18 protein-coding genes are annotated in these 21,878 nt (G+C 32.5%); 5 read left to right on the forward strand and 13 right to left on the reverse strand.

All coding sequences use genetic code 11. The features are described from left to right. Nucleotides 1–4: 4 nt before the first annotated feature. Nucleotides 5–1,150, forward strand: a complete 1,146-nt coding sequence (locus FEF17_RS09405; RefSeq protein ID WP_139002071.1) for an acyltransferase family protein — start codon at nucleotides 5–7, stop codon at nucleotides 1,148–1,150. A 180-nt stretch (nucleotides 1,151–1,330) separates the two neighbouring features. Next, nucleotides 1,331–3,598 carry an aconitate hydratase gene (locus FEF17_RS09410; RefSeq protein WP_139002072.1) on the forward strand — a complete coding sequence of 756 codons (2,268 nt, stop codon included), beginning with the start codon at nucleotides 1,331–1,333 and terminating at the stop codon, nucleotides 3,596–3,598. A gap of 109 nt (nucleotides 3,599–3,707) precedes the next feature. Here FEF17_RS09410 and FEF17_RS09415 read toward each other — a convergent pair whose 3' ends face one another. Continuing rightward, the gene (locus FEF17_RS09415; RefSeq protein ID WP_139002073.1) at nucleotides 3,708–4,235 is read right to left on the reverse strand and encodes a hypothetical protein; all 528 of its coding nucleotides are present in this window, start codon (nucleotides 4,233–4,235) and stop codon (nucleotides 3,708–3,710) included. Nucleotides 4,236–4,355: 120 nt separating this feature from the next. Here FEF17_RS09415 and mazG point away from each other — a divergent pair, with 120 nt between their 5' ends. After that, nucleotides 4,356–5,129, forward strand: coding sequence for a nucleoside triphosphate pyrophosphohydrolase (gene mazG, locus FEF17_RS09420; protein ID WP_139002074.1), 774 nt, complete (start codon nucleotides 4,356–4,358; stop codon nucleotides 5,127–5,129). A gap of 8 nt (nucleotides 5,130–5,137) precedes the next feature. Here mazG and FEF17_RS09425 read toward each other — a convergent pair whose 3' ends face one another. The 11 genes from FEF17_RS09425 to FEF17_RS09475 all read right to left on the reverse strand — a co-directional run bounded on the left by FEF17_RS09425 (nucleotide 5,138) and on the right by FEF17_RS09475 (nucleotide 19,243). Beyond that, nucleotides 5,138–7,150, reverse strand: coding sequence for a DUF349 domain-containing protein (locus FEF17_RS09425; protein WP_139002075.1), 2,013 nt, complete (start codon nucleotides 7,148–7,150; stop codon nucleotides 5,138–5,140). A 111-nt stretch (nucleotides 7,151–7,261) separates the two neighbouring features. Beyond that, the gene (locus FEF17_RS09430; RefSeq protein ID WP_246046821.1) at nucleotides 7,262–8,026 is read right to left on the reverse strand and encodes a shikimate dehydrogenase family protein; all 765 of its coding nucleotides are present in this window, start codon (nucleotides 8,024–8,026) and stop codon (nucleotides 7,262–7,264) included. Beyond that, a complete protein-coding gene (locus FEF17_RS09435; RefSeq protein WP_139002076.1) occupies nucleotides 7,995–9,011 on the reverse strand; it encodes a DUF368 domain-containing protein in 1,017 nt (338 codons plus the stop codon). The genes FEF17_RS09430 and FEF17_RS09435 overlap by 32 nt, the downstream gene beginning before the upstream one ends. After that, nucleotides 9,011–9,934, reverse strand: a complete 924-nt coding sequence (locus FEF17_RS09440) for a polyprenyl-phosphate transporter (RefSeq protein WP_139002077.1) — start codon at nucleotides 9,932–9,934, stop codon at nucleotides 9,011–9,013. Before FEF17_RS09440 ends, FEF17_RS09435 begins: the two co-directional genes overlap by 1 nt. 51 nt (nucleotides 9,935–9,985) lie before the next feature. Further along, nucleotides 9,986–11,374: a tetratricopeptide repeat protein gene (locus FEF17_RS09445; protein WP_139002078.1), complete on the reverse strand. Its 1,389-nt coding sequence runs from the start codon at nucleotides 11,372–11,374 to the stop codon at nucleotides 9,986–9,988. A 127-nt stretch (nucleotides 11,375–11,501) separates the two neighbouring features. Next, complete coding sequence (locus FEF17_RS09450) at nucleotides 11,502–12,704, reverse strand: aspartate aminotransferase family protein (protein WP_139002079.1); 1,203 nt, start codon at nucleotides 12,702–12,704, stop codon at nucleotides 11,502–11,504. 5 nt (nucleotides 12,705–12,709) lie between these two features. Then, complete coding sequence (locus tag FEF17_RS09455; protein WP_246046822.1) at nucleotides 12,710–14,512, reverse strand: OstA-like protein; 1,803 nt, start codon at nucleotides 14,510–14,512, stop codon at nucleotides 12,710–12,712. A 108-nt stretch (nucleotides 14,513–14,620) separates the two neighbouring features. Further along, on the reverse strand, nucleotides 14,621–15,895 hold the full coding sequence (locus FEF17_RS09460; protein ID WP_139002081.1) for an adenylosuccinate synthase: 1,275 nt from the start codon (nucleotides 15,893–15,895) through the stop codon (nucleotides 14,621–14,623). A gap of 12 nt (nucleotides 15,896–15,907) precedes the next feature. Then, nucleotides 15,908–16,360, reverse strand: a complete 453-nt coding sequence (locus FEF17_RS09465) for a Fur family transcriptional regulator (RefSeq protein ID WP_139002082.1) — start codon at nucleotides 16,358–16,360, stop codon at nucleotides 15,908–15,910. Nucleotides 16,361–16,386: 26 nt separating this feature from the next. Next, the gene (locus FEF17_RS09470) at nucleotides 16,387–18,606 is read right to left on the reverse strand and encodes a RelA/SpoT family protein (RefSeq protein WP_139002083.1); all 2,220 of its coding nucleotides are present in this window, start codon (nucleotides 18,604–18,606) and stop codon (nucleotides 16,387–16,389) included. Nucleotides 18,607–18,670: 64 nt separating this feature from the next. Further along, on the reverse strand, nucleotides 18,671–19,243 hold the full coding sequence (locus FEF17_RS09475) for a non-canonical purine NTP diphosphatase (RefSeq protein WP_139002084.1): 573 nt from the start codon (nucleotides 19,241–19,243) through the stop codon (nucleotides 18,671–18,673). Nucleotides 19,244–19,400: 157 nt separating this feature from the next. Here FEF17_RS09475 and FEF17_RS09480 point away from each other — a divergent pair, with 157 nt between their 5' ends. After that, nucleotides 19,401–20,960: a tetratricopeptide repeat protein gene (locus FEF17_RS09480; RefSeq protein ID WP_139002085.1), complete on the forward strand. Its 1,560-nt coding sequence runs from the start codon at nucleotides 19,401–19,403 to the stop codon at nucleotides 20,958–20,960. 109 nt (nucleotides 20,961–21,069) lie between these two features. Beyond that, on the forward strand, nucleotides 21,070–21,369 hold the full coding sequence (locus tag FEF17_RS09485; RefSeq protein ID WP_139002086.1) for an HPF/RaiA family ribosome-associated protein: 300 nt from the start codon (nucleotides 21,070–21,072) through the stop codon (nucleotides 21,367–21,369). Here the strand turns inward: FEF17_RS09485 and rlmH are convergent. Further along, entirely contained in the window at nucleotides 21,366–21,839 is a 474-nt protein-coding gene (gene rlmH / locus FEF17_RS09490; RefSeq protein WP_139002087.1) for a 23S rRNA (pseudouridine(1915)-N(3))-methyltransferase RlmH, read from the reverse strand. The genes FEF17_RS09485 and rlmH overlap by 4 nt on opposite strands. Nucleotides 21,840–21,878 lie beyond the last annotated feature (39 nt).

The raw sequence follows: 21,878 nt of genomic DNA on the forward strand, positions 1-21,878 counted from the left end.
TCTTATGAATTTAAAATCAAGAATATTTGGACTGGACCTAATGAGAGCGATGGCTATTGCTATGGTTGTTTGTTCTCATGCTTTGTATATTTTTCAAGGTTATAACAATACTCTAATTAATGCCGTACAAGTATTTGGTGTGCAGGGTGTAGAGGTGTTTTTTGTTTTAAGCGGTTTTTTGATTGGTGGTATACTTTTAAGGCTTTTAGAAACAACAGAATTCTCTAAAAAAGAGATGCTTCATTTCTGGATAAGACGCTGGTTTAGAACTTTGCCATTGTATTACTTAATGCTCATTGTAAATATTATAGTAGCACTTATTATAGGTTTTAAATTACCCGAAACCATTTGGAAGTATTTTTTATTTCTCCAGAATTTCTCCGATTATCATATCCCATTCTTTCCAGAATCTTGGAGTTTATCGGTTGAGGAGTTTGCGTACCTATTAGCTCCTTTTTGTATTTTTATTTTTTATCAAATGTTAAATAAAAGTTCAATTAATAAAGAAAAGTTCTTTTTAAGAGTTTCAGTTTTTTTATCAATAATTTTCCTAGGATCTAAGGTTTATTATTACTTAAAAACAGTCAATGATATACAGTCCTTAGAATTGTGGAATTCGAATTTAAAAGCCATTGTAATCTATAGGTTAGACGCTATTTTTTACGGTTTTATTTTAGTATATTATTTTAACGAGAGAAAAACAGTCATTGAAATACATCGAAAAAACCTTTTCGTCGTTGGTTTGTTTCTTTGGTTTTTTGTTTTAGTTGTTTTGCCGCTAATTGGTATGCGTATTGAAGCTTATCCCTTTTATTGGAATGTGTTATACCTGCCACTTAACTCTATAGCGATAAGTTTAATGTTACCATTTTTATATTATTTAAAACCACCCAAAAAGGTAATGTCTAATTTTATTCAACGTGTAAGCTTATATTCCTATGCTATGTATCTCTTGCATTACACCTTCATTCTATACATTATGCAGTTACTTTTAGATTTTCAAAGTATGAATCTATTTCAACGCATAGCATGCTTAATACTTTATTTGCTTCTTACTTATTTTTTATCAAAGGGAATTTACTTGTTTTTTGAAAGACCAATTACCAATTTAAGAGATTCAAAATGTATTAAATCATTTTTAAAGAATTAAGTTGATAATTAGATAGTTTTTAACTTTAAAAACTGAAATAAATTAAATCATATCAAATTATAATAGAACAATAATAAATTAATATAAATAGGCTTTGTATTGCTATGTTAATTTTTAATTCTTTGCATTAATTTTGTACTTTGCATCACTTTAAAATTTCAACCATTTAAAATATAGAATATGGCATTTGACATCGATATGATTAAGGGTGTTTACAGCAAGATGGCAGAGCGTGTTGACAAGGCGCGTGAAGTAGTTGGTAAACCATTAACACTTTCTGAAAAAATATTGTATAATCACTTATGGGATGGGAATCCAACCAAGGCATTTGAGAGAGGAAAGGATTATGTAGATTTTGCTCCAGATAGAATTGCATGTCAGGATGCAACAGCACAAATGGCGCTGTTACAGTTTATGCAAGCAGGAAAGAGTAAGGTTGCTGTGCCTACAACGGTACATTGCGACCACTTAATTCAAGCGAAAGAAGGTGCTGCAACTGATTTAAAACATGCCAATAATGTAAGTAGCGAAGTTTTTAACTTTTTAGAGTCTGTATCGAACAAATATGGTATTGGATTTTGGAAGCCAGGAGCTGGTATTATTCATCAAGTGGTTTTAGAAAATTATGCTTTCCCTGGAGGTATGATGATTGGTACGGATTCTCACACTGTAAATGCAGGTGGTTTAGGTATGGTTGCCATTGGTGTTGGTGGTGCAGATGCTGTTGATGTTATGGCAGGTATGGCTTGGGAATTAAAGTTTCCTAAGTTAATTGGGGTTAAATTAACTGGAAAACTTTCTGGATGGACCGCGCCTAAAGATGTTATATTAAAAGTAGCTGAAATTCTAACTGTAAAAGGAGGAACTGGAGCTATAGTAGAATATTTTGGACCTGGAGCTACGGCTATGTCATGTACTGGTAAAGGAACCATTTGTAACATGGGTGCTGAAATAGGTGCAACGACATCTACATTTGGTTATGATGATTCTATGGAACGCTATTTAAGAGCGACAGATAGAGAAGATGTAGCTGATGCAGCAAACGCTGTGAAAGATTATTTAACTGCTGATCCTGAGGTTTATGATAACCCAGAACAATATTTTGATCAAGTGATTGAAATTAACCTGTCTGAATTAGGACCGTTATTAAATGGACCTTTTACTCCAGATTTATCTACAGAAGTTGGTTCTGCTATGACTGAGAAGGCAAAAGTTAACGATTGGCCAATTAAAGTAGAGTGGGGTCTAATAGGATCTTGTACGAATTCATCTTACGAAGATTTATCGAGAGCCTCTTCTATTGCACAACAAGCCTTAGATAAAGGATTAAAAACAAAAGCAGAATTTGGTATTAACCCAGGATCTGAGCAAGTGCGTTATACAGCAGAGCGTGACGGAATTCTTGAGGTATTCGAAAAATTGGATGCTAAAATATTTACAAATGCTTGTGGACCGTGTATTGGTCAGTGGGCAAGATATAGCGATCCTAAAAATGCGCCAAAAAACAGTATCGTGCATTCGTTTAATAGAAACTTTGCAAAACGTGCTGATGGTAACCCAAATACACATGCTTTTGTAGCGTCTCCAGAGTTAACTGCCGCAATAGCTATAGCTGGTCGTTTAGACTTTAATCCGTTAAAAGATAAGTTAATTAACGAGAATGGAGAAGAAGTGATGCTAGATGAACCAACAGGATGGGAGTTGCCACCAAAAGGTTTCGATGTTAAGGATAATGGGTATTTAGCTCCTGAAGCAGATGGAAGTCATGTAAATGTTGTTGTAAATGACAGTTCAGAACGTTTGCAATTATTAACACCATTTGTACCATTAGGAGACTCAATCACTGGAGCTAAATTATTAATTAAAGCTTTTGGAAAATGCACCACCGACCATATTTCTATGGCAGGTCCATGGTTGCGTTTTAGAGGGCATTTAGATAATATTGCAAATAACACATTAATTGGAGCAGTAAATGCATTTAATCAAAAAACTAATTTTGTTAAAAACCAATTAACAGGAGAGTATGGCGGTGTGCCAGATGTACAGCGTCAATACAAAGCAGCAGGTATTAAAACAGTTGTTATTGGAGATCACAACTATGGTGAAGGATCTTCCAGAGAGCATGCTGCAATGCAACCAAGACACCTTGGTGTCGCAGCGGTAATTGTTAAGTCGTTTGCACGTATTCATGAAACAAACCTTAAGAAACAAGGGATGCTAGGTTTAACCTTTGCTAATGAAACCGATTACGACTTAATTCAAGAAGATGATACATTCAACTTCATAGATTTAAATGAGTTTGCTCCAGGAAAACAATTAACGTTGGAAGTAATTCACCAAGATGGATCTAAAGATACTATCAAACTGAATCATACGTACAACGATTCTCAAATCGCTTGGTATAATGAAGGGTCAGCTCTTAATTTAATTAAGAAACAGAACGCTTAATTTTTAAGTCTATATAATTAAAATATCCAGTCGTTAGAGGCTGGATTTTTTATTTAATCAAATAAGGTTTTTGTTGAGATTTAATAAAGTTTAAGGCTTATTAAAAAAATCACTCTTTACCGCTATTTATTTTTAAATAATTATTTAAATCGTTATTTAATTTATTGAGTATAGCTGGAATATCTTTAACATAGGATTGTGTTTTTTTAATAATTCTTCCATTTTTAAAAAAAGAAGAACCGCTTTTGATGTTAAAATCTGTCCATCCTAAATCGTACTTACTATTTAACTTTGTTTGAATTAGTATTGGCTCAAAGTTGTATTTACCTTGCTCAAACCTAATTTTTACTGTGTACTTCAAATGATAGAATTGCTTACCTACGCGTATGGCATTGTCTTCAAGCCCATTTAAATATATAGTATTGTTATTATTTGAGAGATGAGATGCGAGATTAATATTTTTAGGAGTTATTTTAATCCACTCGAGAGATTTTTTATGTATTTCATTTTCAGTTAAGCGAACAATATTAGATGAAATGACTTTTGGAGTTAAACCATTTTCTTTAAAAATAAATTTGTTTTGACTAAAACCGAAAAAGGATGATAATAAAAAAGTAAAGTAAATTGTTAGCTTCATTTTAAGTTTACCTCATAAATTAATTAAAATAATTCTTTAATGATAATTGAATTTATGTAAATTAATTATTTTCTTCAACATTCAGACTGTCAAAATTGTATTTTTACCAAAATTTTCGAAATGAATTCAAGACAAGACCAGCTTAAAGCTTTTGATAGGTTATTAACCATTATGGACGAGTTGCGAGAACAATGTCCGTGGGATAAAAAACAAACTATGGAAAGCTTACGTCACCTTACTATAGAGGAAACGTATGAGCTTGGTGATGCTATTTTAGATCACGATTTAAGTGAAATAAAAAAGGAGCTGGGAGATGTGTTACTGCATATTGTATTTTATTCTAAAATAGGAAGTGAAACCAACGATTTTGATATCGCTGATGTATGTCATAGTATTTGCGACAAACTAGTTGATAGACACCCACATATCTATAGCGATGTTAAAGTTGAAAACGAAGATGATGTAAAACGAAATTGGGAAAATCTAAAATTAAAGGAAGGTAAGAAAAGCGTTTTAGAAGGTGTACCAAAGAGTTTACCTGCATTAGTTAAGGCCAATAGGATTCAAGATAAAGTAGCAGGGGTTGGTTTTGATTGGGAAGAACCCAACCAAGTTTGGGAAAAAGTAGAAGAAGAGTTAATTGAATTTAAAACTGAAGTCACTTCAGGAAATCAAGAAGCCATGGAAACCGAATTTGGTGATGTGTTATTTTCTATGGTTAACTACGCTAGATTCTTAAATATAAACCCAGAAAATGCTTTAGAACGCACTAATAAAAAATTTTCTAAACGTTTTCAATATCTTGAAAGTAAAGCGAAAATTATGAATAAATCCCTTAAAGACATGACCTTAGCTGAAATGGATGTATTTTGGGAAGAAGCTAAAAAACTATAAAAATATTTCTAATATAGCTTCTTAATTTTGTCCAATTTGCTAGTCCAAAGTTCTAAAGACTCTTTATGATTTTTTATGTTTGTATGTACCTCTTTAACTAGTGGATTATCATCATCTACATTCGTGAAAAACTGTAGATTATTCTCTAACTGATTAATTTGATGCTTTACTTCATCAATTTTCTTTCGAATAAATGAATGTTCATTATCGAGATCTCTTTTATTGTCAGAGCTGTTTAGATTTTCCAATTTATTCTCAAACTTTATCATTTCGACTTCGTTCTTGTCCATGTCTAATTTCGAGAATAAAGAATCTATTGTTTTATGGAATTTACCTTCAATATAACGTTTGTTATAAGGTACGCGACCAATCGATTTCCAAGATGTAACCTGAGCATTTATGGTTTCTAAATCTTTAATTTTATCACCAGATAGTTTTAAGGATTTCAAAGAATCTAACAATTCGTACTTACTGTTAAAGGCGTCTAACTCAACCTTATTGGAAGCATTACGTTCTGTATGAAGTTTATCAAAATAATGGTTACATGCAGCTTTAAATTGCTTCCAGATTTTATCGCTGTCTTTTCGAGGAACATGACCAATTTTTTTCCAATCACTTTGTATTTTTTTCATTAAAGCAGTGGTTACCTCTATATCTTCACTGTCTTTGTTATCTTCAGCAATTTTAATTAATTCTAATTTTTTCTGAAGGTTTTGATATTGTTCTTTTTTTAATCCCTTGTAGAAGGCATTTTTGTTTCTGTTAAAGGCTCTAACCGCATCTTTAAATTTTGCCCAAGTTGCTTCATTTACTTTTATTGGAACTTTGCCTGCATTGAAAAAATCGTTTCTTAAGGATTCTATTTCTTTAATCTTTTTTTGCCATGCACCATGCGAGTTTACTTTTTCTGCAGCTATTTCATTAATTTTAGAAATAATCTCTTCTTTTTTCTCTAGATTTTTCTCGTAAACTTTATCTATTTCTTTAAAATAGAGTTGACGTTTATCATTAATTAATTTTGTTGCCGCTTTAAACCGTTCCCATATAACTTCACGATGTTCCTTTCCAACAGGACCAAGTTCTTCTTTCCACATTTTGTGAAGTTCTTGAAGTTCCCTAAAGGTACTAGGGATATTATCACTTTGTGCTAACTCTTCCGCACGTTCAATAATTTTAAGCTTTTTTTCTAAGTTATGCTTAAAATCTAAATCGCGAAGGTCTCTGTTTAAATGTAAAAAATCGTAAAATATTTCTACATGATGATGATAACTATTCCATGCGTTGTTGTACTTGTCTCGCGGAATTGCACCTGTGTTTCTCCAACGTTCTTGTAGTTCTTTAAAATGTTTGTATGTAGTGTTTATATTTTCTTCTACATTTATTAATCCTTTTAACTCCTCAATAATCTCAAGTTTGTTGGCTAAATTTTCTTTTAAATTTTTCTCAAGACTTTTATAGTGCTCGTTTAATTTGTTTCGGTATTCTCTGTAAGCAGTTTTATATCTTTTTTGAACAGGAGAGGAGTAGTAAAAATCAATTTCATTACCGCCATCAGCTAAGAAATCGGCTTTTTTTTCGTCAATTAATGCTTGAAATTTAGTTTTGAATTCACTATTGATATTATCAACATGTGATCTTATAGCTTGAATTTTTTCAGACTTTAAAAGCTTCTCTAGCTCAATTGCTAAGGACTCTAACGACATTTTATCGTATTCCTTTACTTCAATTTTATGGCGGTCTTTGTTACCTTCATCTTCAGCATCCTCGGCATTTGAAGCTTCTATTTCATCAATAACTTCATCTGATTCTTGGTTGTCTTCTAAATCATCAGAATTATTTGAATCTTCGGTAGTAATTGTCGACTCATCAGTATCCGGTTGAGGGCTCTCTTCAATTTCTGATGTGTTCTTCAAATCTAAATTAGTGTCGCCAGTAAGTTCTTGATTTTCTGGTTTATTTAAATCTGTATTTAATTCTTTTTGTTCTCCTTCTGCTTTTTGCAGGTTATCAATCTCAGACATTATAAAAATGTTTAGGGTCGTTAAAAATGTGCGCTATAAAGTCTAAAGATACTAACAACTCCAATATTTACAAAGCGGAGAAGCGGTTTAAATCTTTTTATTGAGGGTTTTTTATGCAATATTCCAAATAGACCATGCCTTTTCGGCTTGAAGCTTTAACATATTCAAACCGTTTATAGTTATTGCTTTTTTCTCTGTGCCATACTTTAAAAATTTTGTTTGATTTGGATTGTAAATTAAATCATATAAAATATGATTTGAGGTAATGGCTTCGTATGGAATATCAGGACAGTCATTAATATTTGGGAAGGTACCGACCGGTGTACAATTTACAATAACAAGATGTTCTTTAATGACGTCTTCATTTAAATCTGAATAAGTAAAACATACTTTTGAAGATTTGGTTCTAGATACGTAATTGCATTTAATACCGAGTTTTTGTAAAGTGTAAATTACAGCTTTACTAGCTCCGCCAGTTCCTAGAATTAATGCAGATTTATGCATTTTGGATAAGTAAGGCTGGATAGAATTTTTAAATCCATAACAATCGGTATTATAGCCAACCAATTTACCTTTGTTAGTAATTTTTATAGTATTAACTGCTCCAATTGCTTTTGCTTTTTGATTTAATTTGTCTAAATAAGGAATAACGGATTCTTTATAAGGTATAGTAACGTTCATGCCTTTTAAATCTTTAGTATTTCTTATTATAGAAGGGAATAATGAAATGTCTTCTATATCGAAATTCTGATAGGTTACGTCCTTAATGCCTTCATTAATAAATTTCTTTTTAAAGTAATCTTTTGAAAAAGAATAAGATATGTTTTTACCTAAAAGTCCTAATTTATGCATGCTGTTTTCTTGTATTTTTTCCATAAGCTTCTAATGCTAGAACAATAACAATTCCAAGTAAAATAAAAGCTATGGCATAGAAAGTTTCCAATTCTAATTTTGGTACATACCTTTGGTAGTTTTCTATGATTTTTTCACCCGTTGAATCTAATAAATAAATACCTTCATCCTTTTTATAAATGGTTTTCTTCCAGGGCCAAACTACACCTAAGGAACCAATAATAAAGCCGATAATAGCTGAAAGCGTGATGTTTTTGTAATGTTTCAAAATATAATTTAAAACATGTGAAAATGTTACCAAACCAGTTACAGAACCTAAGGTGAAAACGACTAAAACCTTTATCATTCTTAAGCGTTCTGAATTTGCTGTAAAACTGAAATCACCACGTAAAAGATCTGAAAAAGTATCAAACAAAGCATTCACTGAGTCTACAAGTAATAATACGTAATTACCCAAAAGAATGAGGATGAAAGAGCCTGAAAAACCAGGTAGTGTCATTCCCGAAACACTTATAATTCCACAAAAGAACACAAACCAGAGGTTGTCATTTTCCTTAGCAGGGTCTAAAAAACTAATTCCCACACCTATAATAATACCTATTACTAAAACTAATAATGTTTTTGAGTTCCAATCTTTAAAATCTTTATTAATGTAATAAATTGAGCCTATAATCATTCCGAAGAAAACGCTCCAAACAAATAATTCGTAATGCTCAATTAAGTAATCTAAAATTTTAGAAACACTAAAATAGCTCACTATCATTCCGAAGAAAAGCAAACTCAAAAAACGACCATTTATGTAGTAGAAAAAACTTTTAAAACGCCTGTTAATGAGGAGTTTGAAGGCTTTTCCGTTAACCTTTTGAAGTGAGTAAATAAATTCCTCGTAAAACCCGGCAACAAAAGCCACAACACCACCAGAGACTCCTGGAACTTTATTGGCAGCTCCCATGCCTAACCCCTTTAAAATTAAAAAAAGTTTATCGGTAAATGTTCGTGTACTTTGCATTACTGTTTTTTAGAACCTATTTTTTCTAGAATAAAAATAGTTAAAAAACCAACAACCATTAAAGCTATAGCAAATGTAATTTGATGGTCACCATCAAAAGAAAACGGGGAGATACTTTCTTCTAAAAAAGGCTCCTTAATACCTTTTGAATTTGTACGATAACTAAGTACCCTTTTCCAAGGCCATATTTTGTTTAATGATCCTAAAATAAATCCTGTTAAAATAGCCAAAGTTAGATTATGGTAATTTTTGAATAACCATTTTAAAAGTTTTGAAAAAGATAGCAATCCTACAATGGCTCCCATGCCAATTATTAAAATAGTTTTTATGTCTTTATTATTCAAAGCTTCTAAAACTGGTTGATATGCACCAAGTAAAACTAAAATAAAAGCTCCCGAAATACCAGGTAAAATCATGGCACAAATGGCTAAAGCTCCAGCAAAAAATAAAAATAGGCTACTAGAATTAGAGCTTGCTAATGAAGGAATTGTTGTAATATAATAAGCTACTAATGCTCCAGTAATTAAGCCAATAATAACCGCAACAGTCCATTTTTTAATTTGCTTTCCAACAAATATAATACTTGCTAAAACGAGTCCAAAAAAGAAAGACCAAATTAATATGGGGTGATGGTGTAATACCCATTCTAATCCCTTGGCAAGGGATAGGACGCTTATTCCTATGCCAACAAATAATGCTAATAAAAAGTTGCCGTTTAATTTAATCCATGCAGCTTTTAATCCATCATTTTTTAAAGTTTTAAGTAGTGAAAAATTGATGTTGTTTAGTGAGGTGATTAATTCTTCATAGATACCAGAAATGAAGGCAATGGTTCCGCCAGAAACTCCTGGAACGACATCGGCAGCACCCATGGCAACTCCTTTTAAAGAAATTATAATATAATCTAGCAAACGTCTTTGCATATCATGGTTTTAAACGAAAATCAAAGGTATACATTTTAGAACAACGTTGCCTTAAAGATTTGCTTTTAGTAAATTTTTAACGAGAATTTTGTTTGCAACTTCGGGAAAAAGTTCTTCAATAATGAATCCATAATCTTCATTGAAACGGATGCCATTTTTTAAATGAAAGGTGCCTTTGTCACTTTCATTAAGGGCAAAATATAAACCAGCTAATCGATATTCTAATTCGGCATTTTCTGGATAAAACTCTACAGCTTGCTCAAAGTTATAAACAGCTGCTTCTAATTCGCCTAATTTTATTAGAAGATCACCACGAGACAACCAAGTGTTGAGTTCATAATTACCTAATTCTAGAGTTTTTTTAAACCCACGTTCGGCTTCTTCATAAAAATTTAAACGCTGATTAATTTGAGAGTAAAGTTTCCAATAGATTACATTCTCGGCATCTATATTAATCGCTTTATTTATATAGTATAACGCTTTTTGGTAATTTTTTTTACGGTTGTAAAATTTGGTAATAGCAATCCAACCTTTATCCAATAAAGGATCTTCATGCACGGTTTTATAGTAATATTGAACTGCTAAATCATCATTTTGTAATTTCTCATAGCAATTGCCAATGCGAAGTAAAGCATATGAAGTAGGGTCATCAAGCTTTAGGGTAATACTATAATTTTCTATCGCCTCATTATACCTTTTTAGTTTTTCTAAAACTTTTCCGCGCTCTAAATAGGCACCTACAAAAGAGTCATCTGAAATAATTGCAAAATCAAAAGCGGTTAAAGATTTTTCATATTTTTTTAACTCATAGTACTGTTTTCCTAATTGATGCCATGCAACTTCACAATATGGATTCTTATCTAAGAATATATTTAAATAATCGATAGCATCTGAATGCTGCTCAAGGAAATCGAAACAGTAAATAATATTATAAAGTGCTGAATAGTCTTTAATATCTACTTCTAAACATCGCATGAAATATGTTTTAGCGTCTTCAAATGAATCTAAGAACAGATATTCCATACCAATTAATGAATAAATATCTACAACATCATCGGTAAGTTCCAGAGCCTTTTTTAAAACGTCAATAGCTTTTAGATGCTCGTCTTGTTTAGAAAGTATATTGGCTTTCTGAATGAAGATTTCCTCATTCATAGGGTCAAGACTGTAAAGTACATTTAGAAGTTCGTTTGCTTCAATTAATTTATCCTCAAAAACACAAACTTCAACTTTGAAAAGACGTAAATTTATGGAGGTAGGATGTTGACTAAGTCCTAATTTTATAGCTTTTTTAGCTAGCGCAATTTTACCTTGATTTAGGTAGTGATGAATGATGTTTTCAAACTCTTCAGAATCGAAGAATAAAACATTATTCGTTTTTAACATCGATTCAAATTTAGAAAGTGGCAAGTTGTTGTTGTCGTTATGACTAAACTCCATAGGCACAATAAGTAAGTTTCTACTTCAATAAATTTAAGGTTCTATTCTTTTTTTTGGTGTATGTTCGGCAATTGTTTTTAACAAAGTAATGAACAATATGCTTGTGTTAACTGTTTTTATTTGATTGTCAGAAGATTGAAGTAGAATTTTGTTGCTTAATATTATTTAAAACACTAAGAATGATACGACATCCTTCCTCAATTTCTTCATTTGAAATGGTTAGTGGTGGAGTTATTCTTACTGCTTTTGGTTCAAAAAGAAGCCAAAACAATATTAAACCTCGTTCTTTAGTTTGAAGAATTAAAGCATTAGCAAGTTCTGATGAATTCATAATTAGAGATAGCATAAGTCCTTTTCCTCTAATTTCGGAAATATGTGGATGCACAAGAAGCGTGCGCAATAGTTTTTCTTTTTCTAAGGTCTGTTGCATTAAACTGCTTTCGGTTATCTCCTTTAAAGTTGCCAGTGCTGAAGACGCTATTACTGGATGTCCCCCAAATGTGGTTATATGACCTAATTTTGGGTTTTCCATTAGACAGTCCATAAGTTCTTGCGATGCTGTAAAAGCACCAATTGGCATTCCCCCGCCTAATCCTTTTCCAGTTACTAAAATATCTGGGATACAATTATAATGCTCGTAGCCAAAGAGTTTTCCAGTGCGTCCAACTCCAGGTTGAATTTCATCTAAAATCAAGAGTGCTCCAACTTTATCACATTGTTCTCTTACTTTATGTAGGTAATCTTCTTTTGGTTCTATAAATCCAGCTCCACCTTGAATAGTTTCTAAAATAACTGCGGCAGTCTTATTTGTTATTAGAGATAATTCTGCTGCATTGTTGAATGTAATAAAACGTACATCTGGTAACAATGGTCTAAAGGCTTGTTTACGTTCTTCAAACCCCATGATACTTAAAGCTCCAATGGTATTTCCGTGATAGGCATTTTTTGCCGCTATTATTTCACTTCTACCAGTTGCTCGTCTTGCTAGTTTTAAAGCTCCTTCAATGGCCTCGGTGCCAGAATTGGTTAAATATGTTTTTTTTAATGACTCGGGAAGGTGTTTCGAAAGAAGTTTGGTGAGTTCAACCGCCGGTTTTTGTATGTACTCACCATAAACCATAACATGTAAATACTTGTCAAGCTGGTCTTTTATTGCTTTTATAACTTTAGGATGATTATGTCCGAGTGGACATGCTGAAACGCCCGCGACAAAATCTAAATGTGCTTTTCCTTTGGTATCATATATGTAACATCCTTCTGCATGGGAGATTTCCATTGCCAACGGATGTGGTGTTGTTTGCGCCTGATATTTAAAGAAATCGGAGGTCATACTAGCTATTGACTGGTCTTAGGTGCTATTAATTTATTTTTTTTAGCTTTCAAGGCCGTATTCTTAATTCTAGCTGTTTTTGGAAGGTTTCTGGATGCTTTTGGTTTCTCGTTGCTTGTTGATTCTTTATCAGCTTTATTAATCCGTTCCAGCATATTTTCATCAAAAAACTCTTCTTGAGGAATGTAGTCGTCTAATCCTTTAATAATAGGTAATTCTAAAGGAGGGTCGTCACTAAACAAATCTTCAACTCCTAATGGACGTTCATCTTCACGCCAATCGAAGCCTTTTAATAGTTTTTGATTTTCGGGAAACTCATTATCAGGATAAATATCACCATCAATTTGATTTAGTTTTCTCACTTCATTAATTTCTTTTTCACTGAGCAATATTTTAATACTTCCAGATTTAGATTTATCTATTCCTACCAACTTACCTTCGTCATTTCTAAAGTAGTAAATGGATTGAGCATTTTTAATAATATCGACTTGATTTAAATCATTATTATCATCAAATAAACCAATTAATCGTCTTCCAGAAATTTGGTTATAACCAGCATCTAGCGTATCCCGGCTAATAAGAAACGCATTTTCAAAAACAATTAGTGAATCGATTTTTTCAGTTTCAGGATTCGATTTTAAGTGAATCGTGTCACCAGTAATTTGATTTTTTATATTCCAAATAATAGGTTTTCTCACAGTTGCAAATTGATCTGGAGAAGAAAATTTAGAAATATTAATAAATTTCATTAAACCTGTTTCATGGTCTACATGAACAGAATCAGACTTCCCACTCATATCTGACTTGTACATTTTTACATTTCTAAAAGCTCTGGTGATGCGTTTTTCAGGCTTCCCCGTTACCATTAATGTGTCGGCGTGTATATATAATGAATCTTTTTCTTGAACAGTAATCGCTAATGCGCGTTTAGTTATGAATAAAGAGTCCTTTTCTTCACCTCTAAAAACTTCGGCGTAATGTCCCTTGACAACACTATTGTTTATAGTATCTGTAACTTTTATATTATTTGTAGCAGATGAGAAATTTATATTATTATCAAAGTATAGGCTATCACCTTCTATGATTCTGTTATCATAATTAATTCTAGATTTTTTAACAGCGTAACCAACCTTGTTTTCGGTATCATAAAACCCTTTTTCACAGTAAGTTTTACTTTCTTCTGTTACAATAGTTGATGGACCATACAAATAAGCATGTCCGGTATCGGAATAGAAATCGAAATAGTTTGAGTTTATAGTTGCATCTGGATTAACTAAAACAACATCATGAACAAATTGATACTTTTTTAAGTTCATGTAATATCTACCAACTTTACTTGTTATCGTACCGGATGAATCTTTTACAACGGTTCCACCCGACCTGTAAAAGGCTTCTTGTTTAATACGATCAAAGTAGAGGGTGTCTGATGTTATGGTTGAATTAGGGTCTGTTAATATTACTTCGCCACTTGCAAAGGCGAGTTTGGTTTTACCACTGTATTCAACATATTTAGAATTCATGTTAATGGTGTCACCTTGGATCATTTTTACGTTACCGTAAGCTTCAATGAAATTATCACTGCTGTAATGAATAGCTTTATCACACCACATATTTATGCTTTCGTGTGCAATATGGACCTGCTCAGAATCATCGCGAGTTAATATTTTAGCCCCTGGATAATTAACTTCATCAACATTTAAAAAACCCGAGTATTTAATTTCAATCTTTTTTTTGCTTTGAGCTACAGAATGAAATGCAAAAAATAATGCAACAATGAGTATAGTAAATAAGCGAAAAGTGGAATTCAATATATTTTGATTTGAAGCAAAAATAACGATTAAAATAATGTTTAAGTATTCTGAAACAAAAAACGCTCCAAAATAGTTTGAAGCGTTCGTTTATAAAAATTATAAACCTTAATTTCTGAAAATAGTTTGTTTTCTGTCTGGTCCAACAGAAACAATAGTAATAGGAATTTCTAGTTCTTTTTCTAAAAATTCAATGTAATGATTTAAAGCCTGCGGTAGTTGCGATGTTTCAGACATAGCTGTTAGGTCTTCATTCCAACCACTAAACTCTGAATAAATTGGTTCAACATTTTCTGGCTCTATATTGTAAGGTAAATGTTCTATAACGTTTCCTTTGTATTTATATGAAGTACAAACTTTTAAGGTTTTAAACCCTGAAAGCACGTCACCTTTCATCATCATTAATTGCGTTACGCCATTTACTTGACAGGCATATTTTAAAGCAACAAGATCTAGCCATCCACAACGTCTTGGGCGACCAGTTGTGGCTCCAAATTCGTTACCAACTCTTGCCATAGTTTCTCCATCTTCATCGAACAATTCGGTAGGGAATGGACCAGAACCAACACGTGTTGTATAAGCTTTAAAAATCCCAAAAACATCACCAATTTGATTTGGTGCAACACCAAGGCCAGTGCAAGCTCCAGCTGCAGTTGTATTACTAGATGTTACAAAAGGATATGTTCCAAAATCAATATCTAATAATGAACCTTGAGCTCCTTCAGCCAATATAGTCTTACCAGATTTTTGTGCTTGATATATATACTCTTCAGAATCTATAAACTTTAAGGATTTTAATACCTCTACGGCTTTAAAGAATTCTGTTTCTAATTCTTTTAAATCGTATTCTATTTCAACATCATAATAAGCAATCATCGATTCATGCTTATCTGCCAATGTTCTATAACGCTCTTTCCAATTTGCTAACTCTAAATCTCCAACACGAATACCATTTCTTCCAGTTTTATCCATGTACGTTGGACCAATACCTTTAAGTGTAGAACCAATTTTCGCTTTTCCTTTAGAAGCTTCACTAGCAGCGTCTAATAAGCGATGTGTAGGCAGTATGATATGAGCTTTACGAGAAATAAGTAAGGAATTTTTATAGTCTACATTTTGCTCAGCTAGTTTATCTAATTCGCCTTTAAAAATAACAGGGTCTATAACAACACCATTACCCACTAAATTTGTAGCTTCATCATGAAAAATTCCAGATGGGATAGTATGAAGTACATGTTTTCTTCCATTAAATACTAGAGTATGTCCTGCATTTGGTCCGCCTTGAAAACGTGCAATAATATTGTAATTATTGGTTAGTACATCAACAATTTTCCCCTTGCCTTCGTCTCCCCATTGTAGTCCTAGTAGTAAATCTACTGCCATTGTAAAATTAAATTATTTGGTTGATTTTCTGTTTCCGTAAAAGTAAAGTGAGTGGTTATTAATTTCGATATCAAAAACTTCTTCAATCGTTTTCTTGATGGATTGTATTCTAGGGTCACAAAACTCTATAACTTCGCCTGTATCTGTTAAAATAACATGGTCATGCTGTCTATCGAAATAAGATTTTTCGTAATGCGCTTGATTTTGTCCAAACTGATGTTTTCTAACAAGCCCACAGTCGAGAAGTAATTCTATAGTATTATAAAGTGTAGCCCTTGATACGCGATATTTTTTGTTTTTCATACTAAGATATAGAGACTCTATATCAAAGTGTTCAGTGTTATTGTATATTTCTTGAAGTATAGCGTATCGCTCGGGTGTTTTACGATGCCCATTAGTTTCTAAAAAGCTAGTAAATACACTTTTAACGATGTCTTGGTTTTTGGTATCGGATTTCGTACTCATAATTTCGACGCAAATTTACACTTTTTTTACACTCTAGTAACTTTATCAATACCATTAATTTTCTTAAGTTTTTCCTGTAGTCTTTTTAGCATAGTATTGTTCTTTACAATTACATTAATTTTACCAGAAAAAAGACCGTCATTGGTTTCAAAACTTAGGCTTTTCATATTAACATGCATATTTGAAGAAATTATCTGTGTTATTTCATTTACAAGGCCTAAATGATCTATACCCGATACTTCTAATTTTACCAAAAACTCTTGCTGAGTGGAATCGACCCATTTAGCAGGCATGATTCTGTAGGCATAGTTTGATTGTAAGCTTAGAGCATTTGGACAATTCTTTTTATGCACCTTAATACCATCGGCAACTGTTAGAAAACCAAAAACTTCATCGCCAGGGATGGGATTACAACAGTTGGATAGTTTGTAGTCTAATTTTTCTTCTTCTTTACCAAAAACAATAGAATCATAATTAGCTGTAACCTCTTCTTTTTCTAGTTCTTCCCTAGAAATAGTTGTTTTTCGGTTAATTTTACTTTTAATAAAACTCATAAAGGCATTACTTCTAGAAGAAGCATAATCTTTAAGCATTTTATTATCTATCGAACCAATACCAATACGATAAAACAGGTCTAAGCTTGTTTTAAGTTTAAAATAACGCACTAACTCGTTAACGCTCTCTTCGTTTAAAGCAATTTTAAGTTGTTTGAGTTTTCTTCTTAAGATTTCTTTACCGTCTTCACCAACAATTTTACGATCTTCTTTTAATGCAGATTTTATTTTAGCTCGAGCTCGAGCTGTGGTTGAATAATCGAGCCAGTTGGGATTAGGTCTTGCCGATTCTGCAGTTAATATATCTACCTGATCGCCACTTTGCAGTATATGGCTTAATGGTACCAATTTACCATTGACTTTTGCGCCTCGTGTTTTCATTCCTACTTCGGTATGAATACTAAATGCAAAATCTAAAGCCGTAGCACCTTTAGGTAAAGATTTTAGTTCGCCTTTTGGAGTAAACACGAAAATTTCTTGCGAATAAAGATTAAGCTTAAATTGTTCAACAAAATCCACCGCATTTAGCTGTGGACTTTCCAATGCTTCCTGTAAACGATTAATCCAGCTTTCAAGATTATCCTCACGTTCTCCATTTTGTTTGTATTTGTAATGTGCAGCGTAACCTTTTTCTGCAATTTCGTTCATACGCTGACTACGAATTTGTACTTCAACCCAACGTCCCTTAGGCCCCATAACCGTTATGTGTAATGCTTCATAACCAGTCGATTTAGGTGAAGAAATCCAATCACGTAGTCTTATTGGGTTTGGTCTAAAATGATCTGTAACAATGGAATAAATTTTCCATGCTAGGAATTTTTCATTAATCTCATCACTTTCATATATGATACGAATCGCGAATTTATCATAGACTTCATCAAAAGAAACACCTTGATTCAACATTTTTTTTCTAATAGAAAAAATAGATTTGGGTCTTCCTTTAATGGTGTAACTCATATTCTCTTTATTCAAAGAGTTCTCAATAACTTCACTAAACTGAACAATGTACTTGTCTTGTTCTTGCTTGCTCTCTTTTATCTTATTTAAAATATCATTATAAACTTCAGGTTCGGTATATTTTAAACCTAAATCTTCAAGTTCAGTTTTGATATTATAGAGTCCAATTCTGTGGGCTAGAGGAGCATAAATATATAAGGTTTCAGATGCTATTTTTACCTGTTTGTCTGGACGCATAGCATCCATGGTTTGCATGTTATGAAGTCTATCGGCAATTTTGATAATAATAACACGAACATCATCATTAAGTGTAAGAAGCATTTTTCTGAAATTCTCGGCTTGCAGTGAGACATCCATATCTTGCCCTTTGCTTAGTGAGGAAATTTTTGTCAGTCCGTTTACAATTTTTGCAATGGTTTCACCAAAAAGCTGTTCAATATCATCTATGGAATAATCATCACTGTCCTCAACAACATCATGAAGTAGTGCGGCGGCTATTGAAGTTGCATCCAAACCAATCTCTTGAGCTACAATTCGAGCAACAGCAATTGGATGGAAAATATAAGCTTCTCCAGATTTTCGGCGTTGTTCTCTATGCCCATCGAGCGCGACATCAAAAGCTTTACGAATAAGTTTTTTGTCATCACTAGAAAGCGTTCTGTAACTTACTTTTAATAACTCTTTATAAGCTTTGGTAATTGCCGCGTTCTCTTTTTCTATCGCTTCTTCTGTCATAAATTAAAAGTACCATAAAGAATATAAACAAGCAAGATGGTGTCTAACTTTTTGAGATTTAATTTTAGTTACTTAGAAATTCCACAAGTTGTGATACTGCTTTACCTCTGTGTCCAATTTTATTCTTAGTTCTTAGATCCATTTCGGCGAATGTTTGATGATGTCCATTTGGTTTAAAAATTGGGTCGTAACCAAATCCTTTAGTACCATATCTCTTTTTTGTTATTTCACCAGAACATATTCCCGTAAAGGTGTAAATTCTATCATTTCGAGTCAATGCTACTACAGTCTTAAATTGTGCTTTTCTATTGGTGTTATCTCCCAACTCATTTAATAATTTATTAATATTGTCATCGGCATTCCTTTCTACACCAGCATAACGTGCAGAATGCACACCTGGATCTCCATTGAGCTCTTCTACCTCTAATCCAGTATCGTCTGCAAAACAGTCATGACCGTAATGTGTTTTTATATAATTAGCCTTTTGCATAGCGTTACCTTCAATGGTATTCATTGTTTCTGGAATATCTTCGTTACAATTAATATCTGCAAGACTTAAAAGTTTAATATATTCTGGAACTAGAGCTTGAACCTCTTTTAATTTATTAAGATTATTTGTAGCGAATACGAGATGCATAATAACTTTTTTGGAAACAAAAATAAAAATAGGTGAATTTTGTTTTTAACAAAATATTTATGTTAATTCTTTTCATACCCTCTCGAACCAAGCTTAAAATATTTAGTATCTTTAACGTAGCTCCATATTCAAGAATTGTTAAATAAATTTATTTAAAATGAGGCAAAATTTAGTTTTATTAGTTATCATTTTGGTGTTCTCTTGTAAAAAGAAAGCACCTCAGCTTGAAGATTTGGGTGTGATAGATTTTAACGTAACCGGAAAGGAAATGGCTATTCCTCAATTTGAAAGGGGACTTTTGCTACTGCACAGTTTTGAATATATAGATGCCCGAGAAGCATTTCAGCAAGCTCAAAAATTAGATCCTAAAATGGTTATGGCCTATTGGGGAGAAGCAATGACTTATAACCATAGTTTATGGCGTGAGCAAAACTTTGAAGAAGCTTCGAATGTAGTAGAAAAAATGAAGGGTGTTCGAAATAAAATTAAATTGACTTCTGTTGAGGAAGGGCTAGTGGAAGCCGTTGAAATTTTATATACCAAAAAAATACCCAAAAAGGAAAGAGACAAAGCTTATATGAAGCATATGAGCAATTTATACGACAACTATTCCGATAATAATGAAATAGCTGCTTTTTACGCCCTATCATTGCTCGGTTCTGCATCTGGAGGTAGAAACGATTCTATTTATGGTGCCGGGGCTTTAATTGCGAACAAAGTTTTAGAAAATAACTCACAACATCCAGGGGCTTTACATTATTTAATTCATTCCTATGACGACCCTGGACATGCACATTTGGCGCTTGATGCCGCTGATGCGTATGCTAAGGTTGCACCAGACGCAAGTCATGCGCTGCATATGCCGTCTCATATTTATGTGGCACTAGGCATGTGGGATCAAGTTGTAGATTCAAATATTGATTCTTATCAAGCTAGCGTTAAGCGTATGGAAGAGAAAGAGCTTGATAATAATGCTCGAGGATATCATGCTTTTCATTGGTTGCAATATGGCTATTTACAAAGAGGAGAGGTAGATAAAGCTGAAAAAATGGTTTGGGATATGAAAAAGTATTGCAGCGAAAACCCATCAAAAAGAGCTCGCGTTCATATGGTATTTTTAAAAGGAACATTTTTGGCAGAAACTGGTCTTTGGAATCATCCTATTGCAGATATTGAACTAGATGCCTCTGGAACAAATATCATGATTATAGCTCAGAATCATTTTATTGATGGTATGAAGGCGTATAATAAGAAAAAATTAGAAAAGTTAAATTCTGTAATTTCTGAATTAAATACTAAAATAAATAAAGAATCACTTTTGGTTGACAATGCAAGTAAGGGGTTTAGTTTATGTGCATCAGCTGATAGATCAATTCCAACTAGAAAGGATGTTCAGACAGCCGGAGTTATGAGTAAGCAGTTGCAAGCATTAGCTGCATTATTGACAAATGACCAATTAAAAACAGAAGAGCTATTATTAGAATCATGTAAGCTAGAAGATGCTTTAATTTATAGCTATGGACCACCAAACATTATGGTACCTTCAAACGAATTGTATGGTCAATATTTAACGGAAAAAAACAGACCAGAAGAAGCTGTTACGTATTTTGAAAAAGCTTTAAAGAAAGGAACAAAACGATTAAGAGCATTGACAGGTTTAGAAGAGGCTCGTAAAATGTTAAATAAGAATGAGTCAGTCAGTGAAGTGGTTTTATAAAGTAAAATAATGTGATTATTATAGTTAAATCTATATTTAAATGACATAAATCATCTTTGATGGATTAAGTGTTTATTAAATTTGAGTATATAATTTAAAACTAATAAATATGACAGTGAATTTTCAGTATGTAGGAGTAGATAAAAGCGATACGTTATCAGTTTTTACCGAAAAGAAGTTAGAGAAATTATCAAATAAATATGAATTTTTAATAAGTGCATCTGTTCATTTTAAGAAAGATGAAAAAGAGCCTATTAATGGAAAGATTTGTAATATAGAATTGAGCTTACCCGGACCAAGAATATTCGCTACATCAAATGAACGGAATTTTGAAGTGTCTGTTAGAGAAACAATTAATGACTTAGAAAGACAACTTAAAAAGCGCAAACAGGTTTATAAAGCGCATTAATGATGATGATAAGGTTCATTTCGTAAAATTGTAAAACCTCTATAAAGCTGCTCAACAAAAAATAAGCGAATCATTTGATGGGAAAATGTCATTTTAGATAATGATATTTTCCCATTCGCTTTTTTTAATACCTCTTGAGAAAAACCATAAGGGCCACCAATAACAAAAACAAGTTGCTTAATGCCAGAATTCATGTGTTTTTGTAAGTAATTGGAAAAACTTATTGAATTTAGTTCTTTCCCTTTTTCATCAAGAAGAATCAGTACGTCCGTAGTGTTAATTTTATTTAAAATTAATTCACCTTCTTTTTCTTTCTGTTGCGCTTGACTTAAATTCTTAACTTTTTTTATGTCCGGAATTATCTCCAAAGTGAATTTGATATAAAACCCTAATCTTTTTTTATAATCCTCAATTAGTGACACAAGTTCCTTATTATCAGTTTTTCCAATAGCTAGCAGTTTGATAGTCATATAGCAAATTTAGTCCTTACAATTTATCAATATTGCAAT

The sequence above is a fragment of the Hyunsoonleella aestuarii genome (assembly GCF_006148925.1).
Classification (GTDB): domain Bacteria; phylum Bacteroidota; class Bacteroidia; order Flavobacteriales; family Flavobacteriaceae; genus Algibacter_D; species Algibacter_D aestuarii.